Origin of the sequence: Campylobacter troglodytis (assembly GCF_006864425.1) — a bacterium.
GTDB lineage: Bacteria > Campylobacterota > Campylobacteria > Campylobacterales > Campylobacteraceae > Campylobacter_D > Campylobacter_D troglodytis.
The window spans coordinates 34926-55451 of record NZ_QHLI01000012.1; the positions used below are offsets into that span (position 1 = coordinate 34926).

Here is a 20526-nt window from a genome sequence, read left to right on the forward strand (position 1 = left end):
TATAAAATGCTATAATTTTACAAAAAAAAGGTTAAATTTCTTATGAAAATCGCACTTTTTGGCGGAAGTTTCGATCCTCCCCACTTAGGACATGACAGCGTTGTAAAAAATGCCTTAAAAAGCCTAGACATAGATAAATTAATCATTATGCCAACCTACATAAGCCCCTTTAAATCAAACTTTTATGCAGATGAAAAGCAAAGATTTAGGTGGGCAAAAAAGGTGTGGGGAGGCTTAGATAGGGTCGAGCTTTGTGATTTTGAGATCAGACAAAACAGACCCGTCCCAAGCATAGAAACAGCCTTGTATCTACAAGAATTTTACAACCCAAGCAAGTTTTATTTAATAATAGGTGCTGATAATCTCAAAGGGCTTCGTTCTTGGCATGATTTTGACAAGCTTTCAAGCATGGTTGAATTTATCATCGCAAAAAGAAGTAAGATAGCCATACCAAGACATTTTAAGCAGCTAAATACCAACATAGACATCTCCTCCTCAAGCATAAGATCAAACTTAAATTTAAGCGAAATTTGCCCCCAGGTTGTAACTGAGGTTAAAAGATACTATGAAGGCTTATTTCAAAAGCAAGAAGAAAATAAGCTCTTAGAAGAAAAAGTGAGAAAAATAGTAACAGTCTTAGAGGATAAAAAGGCTAGGGAGCTAAGGGTCTTTGATATGAGGGATAAGGATTATTTTGTATCCTTTGTCATCATAGCCTCAAGCCTAGCACAAAAGCACTCAGCCTCTTTAGTAGATGAGCTTAAAAGGCTTTTAAAGCCCTTGAAAGAAGAGCCTTTAAATATACAAAGCTCTGAGGAATGGACTGTTATTGATCTAGGAGATCTTTTGATCCACCTTTTAAGCGAAGAATACAGAGCAAGATACAAGATCGAAGAGCTCTTAGAAGAGCTTAAGGGCTTGTTGTGAATTTAAGGTGATTTTACAACTTAGCTTGAATTTATTTCACACAAGGCTTTGTTTTAGGCTAAATTTAAAGATTTTTATATAAAAAGCCTTAAAATTTACAAAAAAACATAAGGCTTACTAAGTTTCATAAAAAGGCAAAAGATTTGTAAATTGTAGTAAGAAGTTAGTCGTTTTGACAAAATCTTACAAGTTAAAATTATAAATTCACTTCTTTGCGTGAATTTTAAGCCTTTTTTAAAAAGGCTTAAATGACATTTTTTTTTGAAAGAGGCTTTAAATTCACATAGGGCTTTTAAAATTCTTTGCTAGAAATTGTTTGCTTGAATTTAATGAAAAATTCAAATTTATGTCTTGTTTTTTAAAGAAGCCTTAAATTCTATTTACAAATTTAAAAGGCTCGCTAGACTTGAATTTGATACATTATCATTAAGTTTTCTTTATAAATTCAAACATACAAAATACGCTATAAAAGCTTTTCAAAGAGCTTTGCTTTGAATTTGCAAGTCCTTTATGCCCTTTTGCCAAATTTATCCAAAAAGGGCTTGATTTAATTTATACTTGTTTAGACAAACTTAGAATTTAAGCTTAATTTTTGTGGCATTTAAATTTTGAATTTTTTAGAAAAGGGTATTGAACTTTGGCACTTGAATTTACAGTATAGCTTGAATTTAAGGCTTAAATTATGTAAATTTAAAAAATTAGCTTTTAAATTTAAGTCTTTGTTTGTCATATTGAAACAAGGCAAAAAGCTCTCTTTATAAAGATTTGCCGCGATCAAAATGACAAGAGCTTCAGCCTTGCAAATTCATATAAATTCAAGCCCTGCTTATTAATTTTAGGCTCAAGATACTTTAATTTGATACAATATCATTTTAAAGTATAAAGAGCAAAATGAAAAACAAGTATATGATTCGCTCCCGAATTGTCTCAAAAGAAATTTAGGGAAATTTTGAAGTATTTTTTTGCTTCGTGCTACGCACTCGCAACTTTGCAAGAAGCCTTGATTTAGAGGCGAAAAAAATCGCTGAAATTTGCAAAATAACTCGTGCTTGTATGAATAGAATTTTACGAGAAATTCGCATTTTAATAGCCAAAGAGTGTGAAAAAATCTCAGCGGTGAGATTGAAGTTGATGAAAGTTATTTTGGGACAAGGCGTGTGCGTGGAAAAAGGGGGCGTGGAGCTGGAAAAAAGACACCTGTGTTTGGTATGTTAAAGCGAAACGGTTGCGTTTATACGCTCAAACACTTGCTCTGCCAAAGAGCTACTGCCTATCATAAGGGACTTTGCAGAGCTTAACGAGTGTGAAATTTATAGTGATAGCTTCAAAGCTTATGATGGCTTAGTTGATTTTGGTGCAAAGGCGCATTATAGGGTCAAACATAGCAAAAATGAGTTTGCAAACGGACGAAACCACATAAACGGAATAGAGAATTTCTGGGGCTTTGCAAAGTTGACACTTGCCAAATTTCGTGGAATTAAAAAAGAAAATTTTGTCCTTCATTTAAAAGAAACAGAATTAAGACGAAAAATTTAGGACAAAATCTTTATCAAAATTTATTAAAGTTGATAAGAGAAAATCCTATTTAAAGTATCTTGAGCCTAATTTTATAAATTTATTTAAACTCAAGCTTAACATTCAAGCCTTGCAAGCCTTGCAAGCTTATTTAAATTCAAGCTTAAATTCAAGCCTTGCTTACAAAAAAACTAAATTCAAGCTAGCTAAAAACTTAAGGGCTTTTAGCTTCTTTTATTTTTGTGATACTCATCTATGAACCACTGCTTTTTATCATTTAAAAAATCAACAAGCTTTACAAAAAGTGCGCTCTTAGGCTCTATGATCCCTGTTTGCTTGGCATTTGTAGCGTGATAGATCGAAACTCCGTATTTACTAGCATAAAAGCTAATTAACAGTCTTTGCAAAGCAGGTTCAACGAGATTATCAAACCAAGCATTATTTGAGATGGCTATGATGATGTCGCTGTGTTTGTAAAGCTCCTCCTTTGTAGCCTCAAAGCAAATGGCATTTGTAACAAGCTGAGAGCCTACAAGGTATTGATTTAGCTTTTCTCCTCTTGAAAACTCACCCATACCAGGCAAAAAATACTCCCTCACAAGATCGCTAATATAAGGAATCTTAGGCATATACTCACCAAAGGCTACAAGATAGTGCTTATGCAGGATTTGCACCTCTCCTTTTTTAAAGATATAAGTGGAATTATAAAATCTCCCCTCCTCCTCATAAGGAGCACCAACCACAATGTCAATTTGAGTTGAAAATTCTTTCAAAAACTCATAATAAATCCCCCCAAAGCCCTGCTTTAAATCAAAGGCAAAGGAGCTTTCAGGAAAGATGATCAGCTCTTTTTTCTCCTCAATCGCCCTAATAATCTCATTCATAACCTCATCTGCATTCTTAGAAGCAAGATCTGGCAAAAACTTCTCATCCTCTGCTATATTTGTGTTTATTAATTTAAAATCACTAGCTAAGACTTGAAAATCCTTGTTTTGATACTGAATTCCTGTAAGCACTAAAACAAATATAATAAAGAGCTTATAATACCTTGAAATGTATTTTTCATACCAAAAATAGGCTATTAAAAATATACAAATTATCCCCCTAAAACTAGCATCAAAAAAGCCATAAACAGTTAAAACCCCCCAATTTAGCCAATCAAAGCCCAAAAAATGAATGAAAGATAAAGCAAATATGCCAGCAAGCCTTAAAAAATCAAAGCCAAGCAAATGACAAAGCCTAAACAAAATAGCATAAAAAAGCCCAATGCCAAGTAGTTCAAGGGGGATTATGTAATGAAGATTATAATAGATCGAAGATAGGGCTATCCAATAAAACCACATTAATGAGAGAAAAAAGCCTGTTAAAAACCATCCAGCCCCATCACTTCGCAAAAGCAGGACAAAGCCATAGATTGCCAAAAATGGAGAAAAAAGCTGCAAGAGTGCTATATCAACTAAACCCTCATCTTCTAAGAGGGCAAGGTAGATTGAATTTGAAATAAAAAAAGCTGAAAAAAAGGCTTTTATTATTTTTAAAATGCTAGAATTTGAGTTTAAGTTTTTCAAAGAAGGAGTTTTGGATGCAAGAGAGTTCGCTTTTAACTTCATTGTTGCCCTTGATCGTTTTGATCGCCATTTTTTATTTTTTGGTTATAAGACCCCAACAAAAGCAAGCAAAAGCCCATCAGAAAATGATAGATGAGTTACAAAAGGGCGATAAGATTATCACAACGGGCGGTTTGATCTGTGAGGTTATAAAACCAGAACAAGATCATATCAAAGTTAAGATTAATGAAGAGGGTGTTTTTGTAAAAATTTCAAAAAAATTTATCGCAGAGAAGCTAGATGGCTAGTAGGCTTAGTTATAGACTTATTATATTCATTATAGTTTTAATCTTTTCTCTCCTTTTTTCCTTGCCCTCTTTTTTGCAAAGTGAGGTTGGCAAAAAGATAAATTTAGGGCTTGATTTGCAAGGTGGGCTTTATATGCTACTTGGCATAGACGCACAAGAGGCTATAAATTCAAAGATCAAAACCATAGCCTCAACCCTAAACTACGAAATCAACAAGCAAAATATCATCATTGACGAGCTAAGAATAAGCGATGAATTCATAGAATTCACAGTCTTAGATGAGGCTGATCTAGCCAAAATAGATGCTGTTTTAAAGCAAATTGAGGGCTTAGAAATTGAGCTTATAAACTCACATTATAGCCTTAGTTTAAGTGCTGTGGAGCTTGAAGCTACTATGGATTATGCACTGCTTCAAGCAGTTGAAACCATAAGAAACCGTCTTGATGAGTTTGGCTTAGCCGAGCCAACCGTGGCAAAACAAGGAAAAGACAAAATTCTAGTAGAACTTGCTGGCATTAAAACCCGTGAGGATGAGCTTCGTGCAAAGGAACGCATTATGAAAGCCGCGCATTTGCAGCTTATGGAAGTTGATGCACAAAGAATGCCAATGGCTCATTTACTCAGCCAAAGCGAGGCTGCTGCTTATGGGGATATTATTTTGCCCGATGCAAAAGATGAAAACATAAAATACGCCCTAAAAAGCATACCCGTGCTTGATGGGTCTATGCTTACAGACGCGCGAGTGGGCTTTGGGCAAACCTCAAATTCCCCTGTTATCAATTTCACCTTAAATTCACAAGGGGCTGCGATTTTTGCTGATTACACAGAAAAAAGCGTTGGTAAGCGCCTTGCCATAGTCCTTGATAACAAGGTCTATTCAGCTCCAAATATAAATGAAAGAATCGGCGGAGGTAGCGGACAAATCAGCGGAAATTTCACCACAGAAGAAGCGCGCGATGTGGCTGTTGCTTTGCGAAGTGGAGCCTTGCTAGCCCCTGTTAAGTTGCTAGAACAAAGAAGCATAGGACCGTCCTTAGGAGCTGAGAGCATTAAAATGTCGATGATTGCTTTAATTGGAGCTAGCATTGCCATTGTTTCTTTTATGTTTTTGTATTACGGCATAGCTGGTATCTTTGCAAATCTTGCCTTGGCTGTTAATATACTAGGCATCATTTCGATTATGTCTATGTTTGGAGCGACCCTAACCTTGCCCGGTATGGCTGGACTTGTTTTAACAGTAGGTATGGCTGTGGATGCAAATGTCATCATAAACGAACGCATAAGAGAGCTTTTAAGAGAGGGGCTAAGCATAAGTAAAAGCGTGGAAAATGGCTATAAAAATGCTATGAGTGCTATTATTGACTCAAATTTAACAAGTTTAGTTACCTCAATCGCCCTTTATGCTTACGGCACAGGAGCTGTAAAAGGCTTTGCTGTAACCCTTGGCATAGGCATAGTGGTGTCTATGATTACAGCGATTTTAGGAACACACGGAATGTTTGAGTTTTTTATGACACGCATTGAAAAAAGTGGCAACACAAGGCTTTGGTTTGGTTATAAAAGACCTGAGTTAATAGAATATTCTTTAAATTTAGCAAGAACTGCTGCCAAAAGAAATGCAGCAAGCTTAAATCAAACAAGAAATTCAACAAATTCTGTGAATTTAAGCTCACCAAAAAACTCTCAAGCAAATTTAAATTCAGTAAAAAGGCTTTAAAATGCAATTTTTTAGCGAGAAAAAAGTTTATGATTTTATGAAGATGCGCTACAGCGCTCTTGCTTTGTGTGCGATTTTACTGCTTGGCACTATTTATCTTTTTGTAAGCAAGGGACTTCAATATGGCATTGATTTTAGCGGAGGAACGCTCGTTCAGGTGCAGTATAAGGAAAAAGCTCCCATAGCTCAAATTAGAGAGCTTTTAAGTATTACTGGCGAATTTCAAAACCTCTCAGTTACTGAATTTGGCTCAGACAGCGAAATAACCATTCGTTTCCTAGAAAGCCAAGCCAATCTTTCAAACGACATAGGTGCTTATATAAGCAAGCTTTTAAAGGATACAGGTGAGTTTGAGCTTCGCCGCGTTGATGTAGTAGGACCAAAGGTAGGCGATGAGCTTCGTGAAAAGGGGCTTATGGCGATAGTTGTGAGCCTAATTGCCATTTTAATTTACATTGCGGTGCGTTTTGAGTGGCGTTTTGCCCTAGCAGCCATCATCACAGAGATTCACGATGTTTTCATTACGCTCGGGGCGATAATGCTTTTTGGCATAGATGTGAATTTGGAGATTTTAGCCGCAGTTTTAACCGTGCTAGGATATTCTCTAAACGATAAAATCATCATCTTTGATAGGATTAGAGATGGCATCAAAACAAGCAAACAAACAAATTTAGCTTTAATCATCAACGAAAGCGTCTCGGCAACGCTCTCACGCACCATTATCACTTCTGGCACAAGCGGGGCAACTGTGATTATACTTTATCTCTTTGGAGGCTCGATGATAGAGGGCTTTTCGCTTACCTTGCTCGTTGGCATAATAATTGGCACTTTAAGCTCTATTTTCGTGGCAAGTCCTATCTTGCTTTGGTTTAAATTCAGCGTTTTAGACTACCGCAAAAAAGAGCTAGATAAGATCAAAAAGCAGCAAGAAAAGGCAAAATTACGAAGCCTTTATGAAAAAGGAAGTATCTAATGCCCTATAATGCAAAAGATATAGAAAAAAAATGGCAAGAAATTTGGGAGAAAGAACAAAGCTTTGAGCCAAAGGATGATTTTTCTTTGCCTAAAAAATACATTCTTTCAATGTTTCCCTACCCAAGCGGACGCATACATATGGGACACGTGCGAAATTACACCATTGGAGACGCACTTGCAAGGCATTTTCGCAAGATGGGCTTTAATGTTTTGCACCCCATAGGCTTTGATAGCTTTGGAATGCCAGCTGAAAACGCCGCGATAAAACATAAAATTCACCCCAAAACCTGGACCTATGAAAATATAGACTATATGAAAAAAGAGCTTTTTGCCCTCGGACTTTCTTTTTCAAGAAAGAGAATCCTAGCAACTTCTGATCCCATTTACACGAAATTTGAGCAAGAATTTTTCATCAAGATGTTTGAAAAAGGGCTAATTTACACAAAAGAAGCAAGTGTGAATTGGTGTGAAAATGACAAAACCGTCCTTGCAAACGAGCAAGTGATTGAGGGTAAATGCTGGCGTTGTGGGGGTGAAGTGTCTCAAAAAAAGATGAGTGGGTATTATGTAAAGATTACGGACTATGCAAACGAGCTTTTAAAGGATTTAGAAAAACTGCAAGGCAAGTGGTCTCCACAAGTGCTTACTATGCAAGAAAATTGGATAGGAAAGAGCTATGGGCTTGAATTTTCCTTTGAACTTGATGATGAAAGTGTGATAAAATCGAATGAAAAAAGCTTTGAGGTTTTTACAACTCGTGCAGATACCATTTATGGAGTAAGTTATATAGCCCTAGCACCCGAACACAGCATAGTTTGCACCCTTTTAGAAAAAAACTTGCTTGACAAAGAAAAGGCTAAAAAAATTCACGCTATGCAAAATCAAAGCCAAAGGCAAAGGCAAATGGCTGAAAAAGAGGGCTATTTCTTAGGCATTTATGCACTTCATCCGCTAACAAAGGCAAAAATTCCCGTGTGGGTTGCAAATTTTGTTTTAAGCGATTATGGAAGCGGTGCGGTTATGGCTGTGCCTGCACACGATGAAAGAGATTTCGAGTTTGCTAAATTTTATAATTTGCCTATAGTGCAAGTGATTTCACACAAGGAATTCACGCCAAATGAGGCTTGGACTCAAAAAGCAGGTGTCTTAATAAATAGCGATGAATTTAGCGGTTTAGAATGTAACGAAGCAAGGGAGAAAATCACTGAATTTTTTGAGAAACAGGGGCTTGGCAAAAGGATTACAAATTATAAAATAAGGGATTGGGGGGTTTCAAGGCAAAGGTATTGGGGTGCGCCCATTCCTATGGTGCGTTGTGCGAAATGCGGCATAGTTCCGCAAAATTTAAACGCCTTGCCCATTACCTTGCCAGATGATATTGAGCTTACGGGAGAGGGAAATCCACTTGAAAAGCACCCTTCGTGGAAAGACTGTGTGTGTCCTAAATGTAAAAATAAGGCTAAAAAAGAATGCGACACCCTTGATACCTTCTTTGAAAGCTCTTGGTATTTTGCGCGCTTTGCTAGCGATGAGTGCACTTGGCAAGAAACCGCACTTGATAAAAAAAGTATGGAGTATTGGCTCAATGTCGATCAATACATAGGCGGCATAGAACACGCCATCTTGCACCTTTTATATGCGCGCTTTTTTCAAAAGGCTTTGAGGGATTTGGGCTACTTAAATGTAGATGAGCCTTTTGAGAGACTTTTAACGCAAGGAATGGTTTTAAAAGACGGAGCAAAAATGAGTAAAAGCAAGGGAAATGTGGTTGATCCTGATGAGCTTATCAATAAATACGGAGCTGACACAGCAAGGCTTTTCATACTCTTTGCTGCCCCTCCAGCAAAAGAGCTTGAATGGAACGATAATGCCGTTGAGGGAGCTTACCGCTTTTTGTGTAGGCTTTGGGATAGGGCTTTGCAGCTGCGTCCTTCTTCGCAAATGCCCATCATTTCACAAAACGAGCTAAATAAAGAGGAAAAATACGCAAGATTAAAGGTGTATGAAGCCTTGAAGAAAGCAGACGAGGTGTATAAGGGTAATTTTGCTTTTAACACTTTAATCGCTGCTTGTATGGAGGCTTTAAATGCCTTAAATTCAGTCCAAAATAAAGCACTTTTAAAAGAGGGCTTTTTTATCATCTTAAATGTGCTTGAACCCATTGTGCCGCATATTTGCTCTGAGTTAAGCGAAAGGCTTTTTAAGCGGGCAAATTTAGGCAAAATCGCCCTTGCCAGCGAAGCCTTTGTAAAAGATAGCTTAAAACTTGGGGTTAGCATAAATGGCAAGAACCGTGCAGAAATCGAGGTTTCAAACACTGCCACTAAAAACGAAATTTTACAAAGTGCAAAAAAAGCCACTCAAAAATGGCTTGAAAACAAGGAAATTTTAAAAGAAATTTATGTTGAAAAAAAGCTTGTGAATTTGGTGGTGAAATGAGAATTTGTGGCGTGAATTTAAGGCTTGAATTTGTTGCTAAAAATTTTAAAAATTGCGTGAGTTTTTTTGAATTTTTTACCAAAATTCAAAGAAATTTAGCCAAATTTGCCAAAACACTCACTCAAATTCTCTCTCCCCTTTCACTAGCCTTTTTTTTTGTAGCCTGTGGCTATTTGCCTACAAGCAAGGTAGCAAGTAATGTTTTTAGCGATAAAATTTATGTCTATGTTAGCATTTCTCAACAAGATGCAAGAAATAGCATTTATATAGTCGATACCGTGCGTGAGTTAATCATAAACAAGCTTGACAAAAGCCCAGCAAACAAAGACGAGGCAGATGAAAGTCTTTATGTAAATATGCAAAATTTGAGCTTTATCCCCATAATCTACGATGAAAACGGCTATGTCATAGCCTATAAAACAAGAATCACACTGGGCTTTGAGGCACATTTTAAAGACGGACACAAGGAAAAAATCACAACAAGCGGGGATTATGACTTTGCTATCTCGCCAAATAGTGTTATTAGCGACTCAGCAAGATTTGATGCCATTAGAAATGCTAGTAGTGAAGCCTTTGATGAGTTTGTTTCTATCATTTCTATGAGGGGGCTAAAATGGCAAACATCAACGAATTAGCCAAAGAAACCCTTTTAAAGCTTAAAGAAAGAGGCTTAAAGGCAACTCCTGAAAATTACACTGAGATCTTTGAGGAGCTAAGCTTTAAAAGGGGTATGAGCGGTGGTACAAAGGAAAAAATCGCCAAATTTAAATCCTTGCTTGTGCCAAGCTATCAAGATGACAAGCAGCTACAAAATGCCAAAAACATAGACGAGCTTTTAAGCTATCTCATTTCAAGACTTAATAGACAAAGCAATGACAAGGCGGCTGAATTTTTAAGACTTTTAAACACAGTTATAAAAAGCCTACTTGTAAGCCACGATAAGAGGGTTAAGGATATGGCTTTTTTAAGCCTTGATAAGCCTTTTAAAAATATGCAAAGCGAGCAAATTTATTTTTTGGAAAAAAAATGGCAAGAATGGGAAAAAGCCTACAAAGAAGACAAGGAACTTGACAATAAACTTGCTGAGTATGGAATCAAAAACGAGGACTTTGCTCTTAGTATAAATAAATTATTAGACCAGCTAAATGCTAGATCTTACAAAAGATTTGCCTCTCTAATTTGCCTTTGTTTGCAGCCCTCACTCACAGAAAATGAAGCCTTAAAAGACTTTGAGCTAAGATTAAAAAACAAGCCTTATACTGTCTTGCCAAATGAAGGCACAAGTGATGATTTTGCCAACGAACTTGCAAAGATGGTAAATAAACGCATAAATGCTGATTTAAGATTTCATCAAAAAAATCTTAGCTTTTATAATCAAAACTTGCAAAGATTAAGCACCTTACTTGATGCCATAAATAGCGAAAATAAAAGCTCAAAAAGCCTCATAAACAAGCTAGAAAAAAATGAAGATGGCAGTGTAAGTTTAAGCCTTGAAACCTTAAATTCTAAGTTTAATAAGCTACTTGATAAGCTTGCAAAGATGGATAAGCAAGTTGAGGTGCTAAATGATGACAAAGAAAGAGAGGCATATAGCCTGAAAACCCGAGTAGCTAGGCTTGATGAGTGCTTTTTACAAGATAGGACAAATTACACACTTTGTGCTTTTAGCATAAGTAATTACAGCTTTATCATTGAAAAATACGGACTTGATAACTTTAAAGAGATTATGTCTCATTTTGAAAAGGTGCTTAATGATAACTGTGTTAATGAAGATGAGCTTTGGCTACTTGATGAAAAATCTTATCTTTTGGTTCTTTATGAGAAGGATTATAACGAGGTTGTAGAATTTGTTAGCAAAAACATCACAGAGATAGAGGGTTTTAAGTTTATATACAAGCAAGAAACCGTGCTTCCTAGGATAGTAAGCTTTTTTATGGACAAGCAAAGCTATCCGCACTTAAATTTGCTTGATGCATTAATAGAAAAAATAGAACAATGAATTTTAAAGAATTCTTAGCAAAAAAGAACGAACATTACGCACAAATCGATAAATTCAGGTCGTGGAGAATTTATGAGGCTTACAAAGAGCTTTTTGGCAAGATTAAAATCATTCACATCATAGGCACAAATGGCAAGGGTAGCACAGGACGGTTTTTGGCTCAGCTTTTAAAGGGGCTTGAATTTAGCGTGGGGCATTACACAAGCCCACATATCTTTGAATTTAATGAAAGATTTTGGCTAAATGGGGCTATTTTAAGCGATAATGAACTTGAAAAGGCTCACGAGAATTTAGCTAGTTTGATGAGCGAGGCTGATTTAAACTCGCTTTCATATTTTGAGTATGCTACCTTTTTGGCTGCTTTTATTTTTAAGGACTGTGATTTTATCATCTTTGAGGCAGGGCTTGGTGGTGAATATGACGCTACTTCGGTATTTGAAAAGGCTTTAAGCATTTTTACTCCAATTTCAAAAGACCACACTCAAATTTTAGGCGAGAATTTACTTGACATTGCAAGGACAAAGCTAAAAGTGATGAGTAAAAACGCCGTCATTTCAAGTGTGCAAGAAAAAAGCGTTTTAAAATTAGCTGAGAAAATAGCCCTTTTAAAGAATTCAAATCTTTATAAAGCAGATGAATTTATAATTTCACAAGGCAAAGAATTCAAAAATGCCCTTGAAAGCTATATTAGAAAATATAATTTGCCTGAGTTTTTACAAGAAAATCTAAAAACCGCACTTTGTGCCTTGAATTTTTTAATAAATTCAGCAAAAATTCAAACAAATTTAGCCTCTGCCTTGAATTCGCTTCAAGCCCTTGATTTAAGGGGACGTTGCGAGAAAATCAACGAAAACATAATCATCGATGTAGGACACAATGAAGAAGCAGCAAGAGCACTTGCAAGGCATTTTGAGGGACAAAAATTCACTCTCATTTACAACTCATTTTTAGATAAAAATATTTTTGCCATTTTAAGCATTTTGAAACCTTTAATTGATAAAATCTTAATTTATGATTATTTTAGCCAAAGGCAGCTAGCCACAAAGAAGATAAAACTTATAGCCAAGGACCTTGGCATAGCTTGTAAAAAATTCAAAGATCTAAGAAAAGATAAAAATTATTTAGTCTTTGGTTCCTTTGTTTTGGTGGAAAGTTTTTTAAGGGAGTATTTTGAAGAAATACAAAAGGATGATTGATAGATTTTCTATCACCATTACAGACATTAATGGCTCTCGCCATTTTCATTTATCTCAGATTATGAGAAAGATAGCCCTTTACTGTGTGGCTTTTATACTGTTTTTTTTAATCGCAAGCTCATCTTTTATATATTATCTAAATTACAAGGTAAGCGAGCTTAATCAAACAAGAAAAACCCTCACTCAAACAAATGAGGAATTACAAAAAAGCATAGAAAAACAAGAAGAAAGATACGAGGGCATTGAGGATAAAATAGCACTTTTTGAGGAGCAATTGGGGCTAAATGTAGATAATAACCTAAGCCCTGTTGAGAGGATGGAAAAGCTAGTTTTGACAAATGATCAGCAAACAATTATGCTAACTCAAATCCCAAATGGCTGGCCTATTTCTAATCAAGGCATAGGAAGCAATTACGGCTGGAGAACCCATCCTATCTTAAAAAGGCAAGAATTTCACACAGGTATAGATCTAGCATCAAAGGAGGGAACTCCCATTTATGCTCCTGCAAATGCCATAGTTGAATTTTCAGGATACAACTCAAATGGCTATGGATATATGGTCATTTTAATTCATAATTTTGGCTTTAAAACCGTGTATGCGCATATGATGAGAAAGGATGTGGTAGCACCTGGAAATTTTGTAAAAAAAGGCGATATAATAGGCTACACAGGTAACACAGGAGCATCCACAGGACCTCATCTTCATTATGAGGTTCGTTTTGTAAATAAGACCCTAGATCCCTCATTTTTTTTGAAACTAAACAAGGCAAATATGGACAAATTATTCACACAAGAAAGGAGAGTGCCATGGCAATCTTTAGTAAAAACACTGACAGTATCAGCTCAAGCACCCAAGAAACCACAGTAATTTCATCAGGTGCAAGGATAGAAGGACAGTTTGACTTTAATTCTATGCTACATTTAGACGGAGAGATCTCAGGTGAGGTTAGATCAAATAGCGTAGTTGTCATAGGAAAATCTGGAGTTTTAAAGGGAAATTTAAATGCTGACAAGGTCGTTGTAAATGGGATCTTTGAAGGTGAGTTGGAGGCTGAAAGCCTTGAAATTCTAGCAGGTGGGCTAGTAACTGGAAATATCATCACTAGACAAATAGCCATTGAAAATGGCGGACGGTTTAGCGGAAACAGCAAGATTAAAGACGAAGCACATATTACCTTAATAGAAAGTAACGTTTAAAAGCTTTATGCAAGCTGCTTTGTTTGAATTTTTACTTCACAAAGCCCCTCAAATCGTGCTTTGCGAAAATGATAATGAGGCAGAGGAGCTAGCACAAATCACGCTTTACAAGGGGTTAAAAACCTTTGTTTTGCCTGATTTTAGGGCTAGTAAGGGCGATGATTTAAGGGCTTTTAGCAAGGAGCTTTTTGATATTTGCAAGGTTTTAAGCGAGTATCACAAGGAAAACGAGGCTAAAATTCTCATCTCGCCTGTTAGAACGCTTTTACACAAGCTACCAAGTGCTAAGAATTTAAGCCCCCTAGTGCTTAAAAAGGGACAAAGGCTGAATTTAAATGCCTTTAAAGACGAGCTTTTGCGTCTTGGCTATAATCTTGTAGATATGGTGCAAGATAAGGGCGAGGCTAGCTTTCGTGGGGAGATAATAGACATTTTTAGCATTGCGGATGAGCTTCCTGTGCGGCTTTTGCTCTTTGATGATGAGATAGAAAGCATAAGGCATTTTAATCTACAAAGTCAAAAATCAATTCCACAAGAACTTGAATTTAGCGAACTTTGCCCCTTTTTATCTAGCTTCACTCAAAATGAATTCACTCGTTTAAATGAAAAAATCGCTGAATTTAAGGAAAATTTACTCATCAAGGACATAAATTCGCTAGGATTTTGGTTTGTGGAGGGCTTTTTTGATTATCTAAGCCTTGATTTTGTGGCGATTAAGAAATTTGACGAGAATGAATTTGAGCAAGATATAAGTTTTATAAACGCAAAAATTATCCCTGAGCCTAAAATTTATAAAAACTTGCAAAGTGTTTATAACAAGGACTTTTTCACCTTTCACAAAGACAAAAAAATCACCCTTTTAGCAGCAAATGAAGCCTTGCTTAAAATGCAAGAAATTAAGCTCACGCCAAACATAAACTTCATTAAAAGCCCACTTCGTGTGAATTTAAGCTCACAAAATGAGCTAATCATCTCTTTAAATAAAAAAAGCAAAATAAAACGCATTAAAAAGCCAAGCCTAATCATAGATGAGCTAAAAATAGGCGATTTCATCACACATCAAGATTATGGGGTAGGGAAATTTAGCGGGCTTGAAAGGATAAAAATTAGCGGGGCTATGCGTGAATTTGTAGCTTTGCTTTATCAAAACGAGGATAAACTGCTTTTGCCTGTGGAAAATCTTTATATGATAGATAAGTATTTAGGCAGCACAAATGCTATTCCTCAGCTTGATAGGCTTGGCAAGGGAAGTTTTTTAAAACTAAAAGAAAGATTAAAAGAAAGGCTCTTTGTCATAGCACAGGGCATAGTGGAGCTTGCCGCAAAAAGAGCCTTAATCAAGGCTCCCAAATTCAGGCTTGAAAATCAGCTTGAATTTAGAACAAGTGCGGATTTTGATTACACACAGGATCAAGAAAAAGCCTGTGAGGATATTTTTAAGGACTTAGAGAGCGGTGTGCCTATGGATAGGCTTTTAAGTGCTGATGTTGGCTTTGGCAAGACAGAAGTGGCAATGAATGGGATTTTAGCAGTTTTGCGAAGCGGCTTTTGTGCCTTTTTCTTTGTGCCAACCACGCTTTTATCGCATCAGCATTACAAAACCCTCTCCAAACGCTTTGCCCCCTTTGATATAAGGGTAAAAAAGCTAGACCGTTTCACAAGTAGCAAGGAAAAAAGTGAAATTCAAGCCCTTTTAAGCGACAAACAGCCCTTTGTTTTAATAGGAACTCACGCACTTTTGGGCGTAAAATGTGAGAATTTAGGGCTTATAATCATCGATGAGGAGCATAAATTTGGCGTCAAACAAAAGGAAAAATTAAAAGAGTTTAGTCAAAACTCGCACATACTCTCAATGAGCGCAACGCCCATTCCAAGAAGTTTAAATCAGGCTTTAAGCAGCATAAAAAGCTACAGCAGCATACAAACTCCCCCGCAAAATAGGCTTAGTGTTAGAACCTTTGTCAAACACAGCGATGATAAGCTCATTAAAGAGGTGATTTTAAGGGAGCTTCGCAGGGGCGGACAAATTTTTTACATACACAATCACATAGCTAGCATCGAAGAGGCAAAGGCTCATCTACAAGGGCTTTTGCCACATTTGCGAGTGCTTGTTTTACACTCTAAAATTGACGCAAAAAGCACAGAAGAGCAAATGCTTAAATTTGAGGAAAAGGGCTATGATATTTTGCTTTGCACGAGCATAGTAGAAAGTGGGATAGATTTGCCAAATGTAAATACCATCATCGTTGAAAATGCCGAGCGTTTTGGAATGGCAGATTTACATCAATTAAGAGGACGAGTTGGCAGAAGCGACAGGCAAGGTTTCTGCTATTTTTTTGTAGCTGAAAATTTAAGCGTTGAAGCGAAAAAACGGCTTGTCTCGCTTGAAAGTAATTCATTTTTAGGAGCTGGCAGTATTTTAGCCTATCACGATCTTGAAATTCGTGGCGGGGGCAATTTATTGGGAAGCGAGCAAAGCGGACATATAGAGCAAATTGGCTATAATCTTTATTTGAAAATGCTTGAAGAGCAAATTGCGATTTTAAGCAAAAAAGAGCTAAAAAGCACTGAAAAAATTGATTTAAAACTAAACATAAATGCCTTTTTAAATAGCGATTTAATCTCAGAGGATAGGCTTCGCCTTGAACTTTACAGGCGTTTAAGCAAATGTGAGAGCGTAAATGAGGTCTATGAAATTGGGGGCGAGATTGAGGATAGATTTGGCGCACTTGATAGCTACACCAAGCAGTTTTTGGATTTAATCATCATCAAAATCCTTGCTAACAAAGATTACAAGGCAATTAGCAATTACGAGGCAAATATCTCACTTACGCCAAAAGAGGGCGAAAAAATCCTTTTAAAAGCTCCAAGCAAAGACGATGATGATATTTTAGAAACTGTTTTGATTTTTTTAAGAAGAAAACAAGCTAGGGCTTGAATTTTTAAGCTTAAAATTTAAGCTCACATTTGTGAATTTTTTGTGAAAATGGCAAAGAAGCTATTTTTTGTAAGAAAGTTAAAATTTGGCAATATGATATAAAAAATTCTTTTAAATTAATTTTAAAATTTGCAATTTTTTTCAAGCTCTTTTAGGGCAAGAGTTGTTTTATAATGTGCTTGATCTTGTGAATTCATAGCCATTATTTGCTTTTGTTAATGACACAATAATTTTTAAAGCAAGATATAAATTACTCCTAATTTAAACTTTAAATAAATGTTATTTTTTTAAGCTCTTTTAGAATAAGAATAAGAAAAAATCTTGTAAAATATAAGCCAAATTTTTAAAAGGAGCTAGTATGCAAATAATGCTTTGTGCTATAAGCAATATCCAAAGTGGAAACTGTTCTGAGGACTGTAAATTCTGTAACCAAAGTGGCTTTGTGAATACAAAGATACAAAAATATCCTAGAAAGGACATAGAAGAAATTGTCCTTGAGGCAAGGGTGGCTAAAAAAAATCACGCACTTGGCTTTTGTTTGGTTACAGCCGGACTTGGGCTTGATGATGATAAGTTAGAGTATGTGTGCGAGGCTACAAGGGCTGTTAAGAAGGCTGAGCCAAATTTAATGATAATTGCTTGTAACGGTTTGGCTAGCTATGAGCAACTTTGTGAGCTTAAAAAGGCTGGCTGCTTTTCATATAATCATAACCTTGAAAGCTCTCGTGAGTTTTACCCTCAAATTTGTAGCACTCACAGCTGGGACAGTCGCTTTGAGACGAATTTAAATGCCAAAAGAGCAGAGCTTATGCTTTGCTGTGGAGGAATTTATGGGCTTGGTGAGAGCGAAGCTGATAGAAAGAGCTTTAGGGCTAGTTTGAAGGAGTTAAAGCCCTTTACAAGTCCTATCAATTTTTTCATAGCAAATGAGCATTTGCCCTTAAATCCCCCTCCTTTAAGTGCGGATGAAGCCCTAAATATCATCAGCGATAGCAAAAAAGAGTTAGGAGATACACATATAATGATAGCAGGAGGCAGGGAAAGGGTGCTAAAAGAAAGGCAGTATGAGGTCTTTGAAAGAGGAGCAAGTGCTGTTGTGATAGGGGATTATCTTACCACAAAGGGTGAAGAACCAAGTACTGACATAGAGAATTTAAAAAAGCGAGGCTTTTCCTTTGCTACTGAGTGTCATTGAGTTTTATTTGTAACTGTTTTTGAAACAGTTACTCTTAAAAACTTCTTTATACGCTAAAAACTTGATCTTTTAAGGCTTATTCAAAAAATATTGCTTTGTAGCCCTTTGTAGTGAATAAACTTAAAAAATTCATGCAAGGAAGTGATTTATAATTTGCTTTTAATTTACGAAAATGTCTAAATTCTTATAAAATTACAAGATCTTTTGTCTAAAATCAATACTTTTTTAGAAAAGAAGAAAGAATAATCAAGAATTTTAAGTGCCAACCAAGCACATCAAATAAATGAATTTTTGCTAAAATTTTGTTTATAAAATTTGAAGGTGTGAGGAGCCAAGATGTCAACTAAGCCAAACACAGCCTACACCATAATGCCAAGTAACAAGCTCTACACCCTACAAACAAGTTTAAAGCCAAATAGAATTTACAGTTGCTTTGGCATAAAAATAAGGGTTAAAGAAGAAGTAGATACTTTCAGTAATGAAGGAAACTTTGAAATTCGCATAAATAGTATAAATTTAGCGAGCAAGTTTAAAATTCAAGTTTGAAATTCACATAAGGGGTATAAATTTATCGCTTAGCTCATTATAGTTTTGAAGTTTGTTTAAAAATAACAAGGAATTAGAAGCTCAAAGCAATGGTGTAAATTTAAAAGATTTAGAAAAAAGAGCAAGGGAAAAACAACAAAAGACACGCCTTTGCTATAATCAACACTCACAAGAACTAAGCATATTTTGTTACAATCAACTTTAAACAAGCAGATCAAAATTAGACGGAACACTATAACCATAAGGACAAATTTAAGTGAAGATCTCATAAATCAGACAAAAGAAAGTGTTTATAAATCAAGCAAAAGAAGGCTTAATTAAACCTTGCTTTTTGAATTTATCCTTTATTCCCTTGACAAATAAGAACGAAGCAAACAACAAAGCCTCACAAAAAATTCAACTCACAAATGATGATATAAATAGAGGCTATGTAAATGTTGAATTTAAGCTACCTTTGAGGTTTTTAGGGGAATGGGAGGGGATAGAAAGGACAAAATCGCGAGTAGGATCCAACAAATTTAAAGAGATTTTAGAACTGTATTTTAGCTATGGAAAAGAAATGATAAAATTAGAGGGCGATGATTCAAGACATAGCTCTGATTTAAATTTACATATAAAAACGAGTGGATATGAGGATGGTGAAGAAGTGGAAATTGTGCTAGAATCTAGCGATAATCAAAATTTGCCCTTTATGCTAAAATACAAAACAATGAAGCAATAATTAAAAATGTAGTTAAGGATATATGATGGCAGTGGAGGGCAACTTGTGGCACAAAAAATGCAAGTATAAAATGCAATAGACCTAATTGGGATAAGGTTAAAAGGGCGTATGAAACGATAGATAAATTGGGAACTAGTGAGGCAGAACCCACCAAAAAAGCAAGATTAAAATATGAATTAGTTGGTGGTGAGCCTTATGATAAATTCGATAAGTTCCCTACGATATATGAGGATACTTGTGCTTTAAGAATGAGTTATGCACTAAATTATGGTGGAATGCCCTTAATAAAGCCAACGCCAAACACAAAAACTTATATTGTCAAAGACAACAAAATATATGTTTTAGGCTCTCAAGATATTAGAGATTTTCTATATGTAAAATGGAAATATGAAAAGCCGTATAATCCAAAATCTATGAGTTTAAAAGCGGAAAATATTGCTTTTTATGATGAACTTATGCAATTTGATAAAAATGGTATCGTAGTGATGAGAATAATGGGTTGGGGAGCAAATGCTTACGGACATACTACTTTATGGAATGGAAAGGAAGGCAAATTTGTAGATAATTCTAATTTTTTGCTTGATATTAGAGATACTGTCATAGTAACACAATTCTATTTTTGGGAGTTGAAATAAATATGGCTAAAATATATGTGATAGCTGTTGCGTTGTTGTTGTGTGTAAGTGCTATTGCAAAAGATAGTAAATCATATTACAATAACTCAAATCCCATTCCAATGGAATTACTTGAAAGCTGGGAGAGCATAGATGAAGTGATAATGTGGTTTAAGCGATATGGACTATTTTATTGTATAAAAAACTTTGATAGCAAGGAAAAAGAAACTAAGGAGATTGAAAAAGCTATGAAATTTTATAGCATTAAAATTGCGCATCAAGATGGAGACAATCAAAAACTACAAAAGCTAGAAAAATATATCCAAGATACAATGTCTAATACAAAGGATATAAGATTTATGCCATACACAGAAAAACACAATAATGATAAATTTTATACTATTTCGTGTATGAATCTCTATGAAAGTAATGCGTATATGCAAAAAATTGATAAAATATTGCGCTTATATTATTTGCAGGATATATTCCCTAAACAATATCAAAAACTATACAAAAAAACAATGAAGCTGTTTTTACAAAATTCTAGTTTTTTAGATTCTAAAATATTAAGATAAATACAAATGCAAAAATATCTTATTGCTCTTATTTTACCGTGTAGCATGCTAAACGTATATGGTTGCACGGTTATAAGATTTGACGAAGCAGAATGCTTCAAAAATATGCAAGACATT

15 protein-coding genes and 4 pseudogenes are annotated in these 20526 nt (G+C 35.6%); 18 read left to right on the forward strand and 1 reads right to left on the reverse strand.

Translation table 11 applies throughout. The features are described 5' to 3' along the window. Positions 1-42: 42 nt before the first annotated feature. The 3 pseudogenes from nadD to DMC01_RS04020 all read left to right on the forward strand — a co-directional run. Positions 43-576, forward strand: a pseudogene (gene nadD / locus DMC01_RS14845) (nicotinate (nicotinamide) nucleotide adenylyltransferase); the annotation flags it as partial. A gap of 51 nt (positions 577-627) precedes the next feature. Then, a pseudogene (gene rsfS / locus DMC01_RS14850) lies at positions 628-927 on the forward strand (ribosome silencing factor); the annotation flags it as partial. 891 nt (positions 928-1818) lie between these two features. Next, positions 1819-2516: pseudogene (locus DMC01_RS04020) on the forward strand (IS1595 family transposase). A gap of 150 nt (positions 2517-2666) precedes the next feature. Here DMC01_RS04020 and DMC01_RS04025 read toward each other — a convergent pair. Next, positions 2667-4052: an apolipoprotein N-acyltransferase gene (locus DMC01_RS04025; protein ID WP_142692990.1), complete on the reverse strand. Its 1386-nt coding sequence runs from the start codon at positions 4050-4052 to the stop codon at positions 2667-2669. On the opposite strand from DMC01_RS04025, the gene yajC reads away from it, so the two are divergent. The 15 genes and pseudogenes from yajC (at position 4025) to DMC01_RS04100 (ending at position 20409) form a co-directional block, all read left to right on the forward strand. Continuing rightward, positions 4025-4297: a preprotein translocase subunit YajC gene (yajC, locus tag DMC01_RS04030; RefSeq protein WP_142692991.1), complete on the forward strand. Its 273-nt coding sequence runs from the start codon at positions 4025-4027 to the stop codon at positions 4295-4297. The genes DMC01_RS04025 and yajC overlap by 28 nt on opposite strands. Continuing rightward, a pseudogene (secD, locus tag DMC01_RS04035) lies at positions 4290-5861 on the forward strand (protein translocase subunit SecD); the annotation flags it as partial. The gene yajC and the pseudogene secD, both read left to right, overlap by 8 nt. A 154-nt stretch (positions 5862-6015) precedes the next feature. Further along, complete coding sequence (secF, locus tag DMC01_RS04040; RefSeq protein ID WP_142692993.1) at positions 6016-6987, forward strand: protein translocase subunit SecF; 972 nt, start codon at positions 6016-6018, stop codon at positions 6985-6987. Continuing rightward, positions 6987-9428 carry a leucine--tRNA ligase gene (gene leuS / locus DMC01_RS04045; protein WP_142692994.1) on the forward strand — a complete coding sequence of 814 codons (2442 nt, stop codon included), beginning with the start codon at positions 6987-6989 and terminating at the stop codon, positions 9426-9428. The genes secF and leuS overlap by 1 nt, the downstream gene beginning before the upstream one ends. After that, complete coding sequence (gene lptE / locus DMC01_RS04050) at positions 9425-10063, forward strand: LPS assembly lipoprotein LptE (protein WP_142692995.1); 639 nt, start codon at positions 9425-9427, stop codon at positions 10061-10063. Before leuS ends, lptE begins: the two co-directional genes overlap by 4 nt. Continuing rightward, entirely contained in the window at positions 10042-11427 is a 1386-nt protein-coding gene (locus tag DMC01_RS04055) for a hypothetical protein (RefSeq protein WP_142692996.1), read from the forward strand. Before lptE ends, DMC01_RS04055 begins: the two co-directional genes overlap by 22 nt. Then, positions 11424-12623 carry a Mur ligase family protein gene (locus tag DMC01_RS04060; RefSeq protein WP_142692997.1) on the forward strand — a complete coding sequence of 400 codons (1200 nt, stop codon included), beginning with the start codon at positions 11424-11426 and terminating at the stop codon, positions 12621-12623. Before DMC01_RS04055 ends, DMC01_RS04060 begins: the two co-directional genes overlap by 4 nt. Continuing rightward, complete coding sequence (locus DMC01_RS04065) at positions 12616-13491, forward strand: M23 family metallopeptidase (protein WP_142693010.1); 876 nt, start codon at positions 12616-12618, stop codon at positions 13489-13491. The genes DMC01_RS04060 and DMC01_RS04065 overlap by 8 nt, the downstream gene beginning before the upstream one ends. Continuing rightward, positions 13431-13820, forward strand: coding sequence for a bactofilin family protein (locus tag DMC01_RS04070; RefSeq protein ID WP_142692998.1), 390 nt, complete (start codon positions 13431-13433; stop codon positions 13818-13820). Before DMC01_RS04065 ends, DMC01_RS04070 begins: the two co-directional genes overlap by 61 nt. A 7-nt stretch (positions 13821-13827) precedes the next feature. Further along, positions 13828-16758, forward strand: coding sequence for a transcription-repair coupling factor (mfd, locus tag DMC01_RS04075; protein ID WP_142692999.1), 2931 nt, complete (start codon positions 13828-13830; stop codon positions 16756-16758). A gap of 358 nt (positions 16759-17116) precedes the next feature. After that, on the forward strand, positions 17117-17953 hold the full coding sequence (locus tag DMC01_RS04080; RefSeq protein ID WP_142693000.1) for a biotin synthase: 837 nt from the start codon (positions 17117-17119) through the stop codon (positions 17951-17953). Positions 17954-18289: 336 nt separating this feature from the next. Then, complete coding sequence (locus tag DMC01_RS04085) at positions 18290-18499, forward strand: hypothetical protein (RefSeq protein WP_142693002.1); 210 nt, start codon at positions 18290-18292, stop codon at positions 18497-18499. A 286-nt stretch (positions 18500-18785) separates the two neighbouring features. Further along, positions 18786-19220: a hypothetical protein gene (locus tag DMC01_RS14855; RefSeq protein WP_246058997.1), complete on the forward strand. Its 435-nt coding sequence runs from the start codon at positions 18786-18788 to the stop codon at positions 19218-19220. Positions 19221-19345: 125 nt separating this feature from the next. Continuing rightward, complete coding sequence (locus DMC01_RS04095; RefSeq protein WP_246058999.1) at positions 19346-19855, forward strand: type VI secretion system amidase effector protein Tae4; 510 nt, start codon at positions 19346-19348, stop codon at positions 19853-19855. A 2-nt stretch (positions 19856-19857) separates the two neighbouring features. After that, positions 19858-20409 carry a hypothetical protein gene (locus DMC01_RS04100; protein WP_142693005.1) on the forward strand — a complete coding sequence of 184 codons (552 nt, stop codon included), beginning with the start codon at positions 19858-19860 and terminating at the stop codon, positions 20407-20409. Positions 20410-20526 lie beyond the last annotated feature (117 nt).

Bases quoted from the DNA above. Each gene is read 5' to 3' on its own strand.
- yajC (WP_142692991.1), top strand. From the start codon at position 4,025: ATGCAAGAGAGTTCGCTTTTAACTTCATTGTTGCCCTTGATCGTTTTG.
- DMC01_RS04025 (WP_142692990.1), bottom strand. From the start codon at position 4,052: ATGAAGTTAAAAGCGAACTCTCTTGCATCCAAAACTCCTTCTTTGAAA.
- secF (WP_142692993.1), top strand. From the start codon at position 6,016: ATGCAATTTTTTAGCGAGAAAAAAGTTTATGATTTTATGAAGATGCGC.
- leuS (WP_142692994.1), top strand. From the start codon at position 6,987: ATGCCCTATAATGCAAAAGATATAGAAAAAAAATGGCAAGAAATTTGG.
- lptE (WP_142692995.1), top strand. From the start codon at position 9,425: ATGAGAATTTGTGGCGTGAATTTAAGGCTTGAATTTGTTGCTAAAAAT.
- DMC01_RS04055 (WP_142692996.1), top strand. From the start codon at position 10,042: ATGGCAAACATCAACGAATTAGCCAAAGAAACCCTTTTAAAGCTTAAA.
- DMC01_RS04060 (WP_142692997.1), top strand. From the start codon at position 11,424: ATGAATTTTAAAGAATTCTTAGCAAAAAAGAACGAACATTACGCACAA.
- DMC01_RS04065 (WP_142693010.1), top strand. From the start codon at position 12,616: ATGATTGATAGATTTTCTATCACCATTACAGACATTAATGGCTCTCGC.
- DMC01_RS04070 (WP_142692998.1), top strand. From the start codon at position 13,431: ATGGCAATCTTTAGTAAAAACACTGACAGTATCAGCTCAAGCACCCAA.
- mfd (WP_142692999.1), top strand. From the start codon at position 13,828: ATGCAAGCTGCTTTGTTTGAATTTTTACTTCACAAAGCCCCTCAAATC.
- DMC01_RS04080 (WP_142693000.1), top strand. From the start codon at position 17,117: ATGCAAATAATGCTTTGTGCTATAAGCAATATCCAAAGTGGAAACTGT.
- DMC01_RS04085 (WP_142693002.1), top strand. From the start codon at position 18,290: ATGTCAACTAAGCCAAACACAGCCTACACCATAATGCCAAGTAACAAG.
- DMC01_RS04100 (WP_142693005.1), top strand. From the start codon at position 19,858: ATGGCTAAAATATATGTGATAGCTGTTGCGTTGTTGTTGTGTGTAAGT.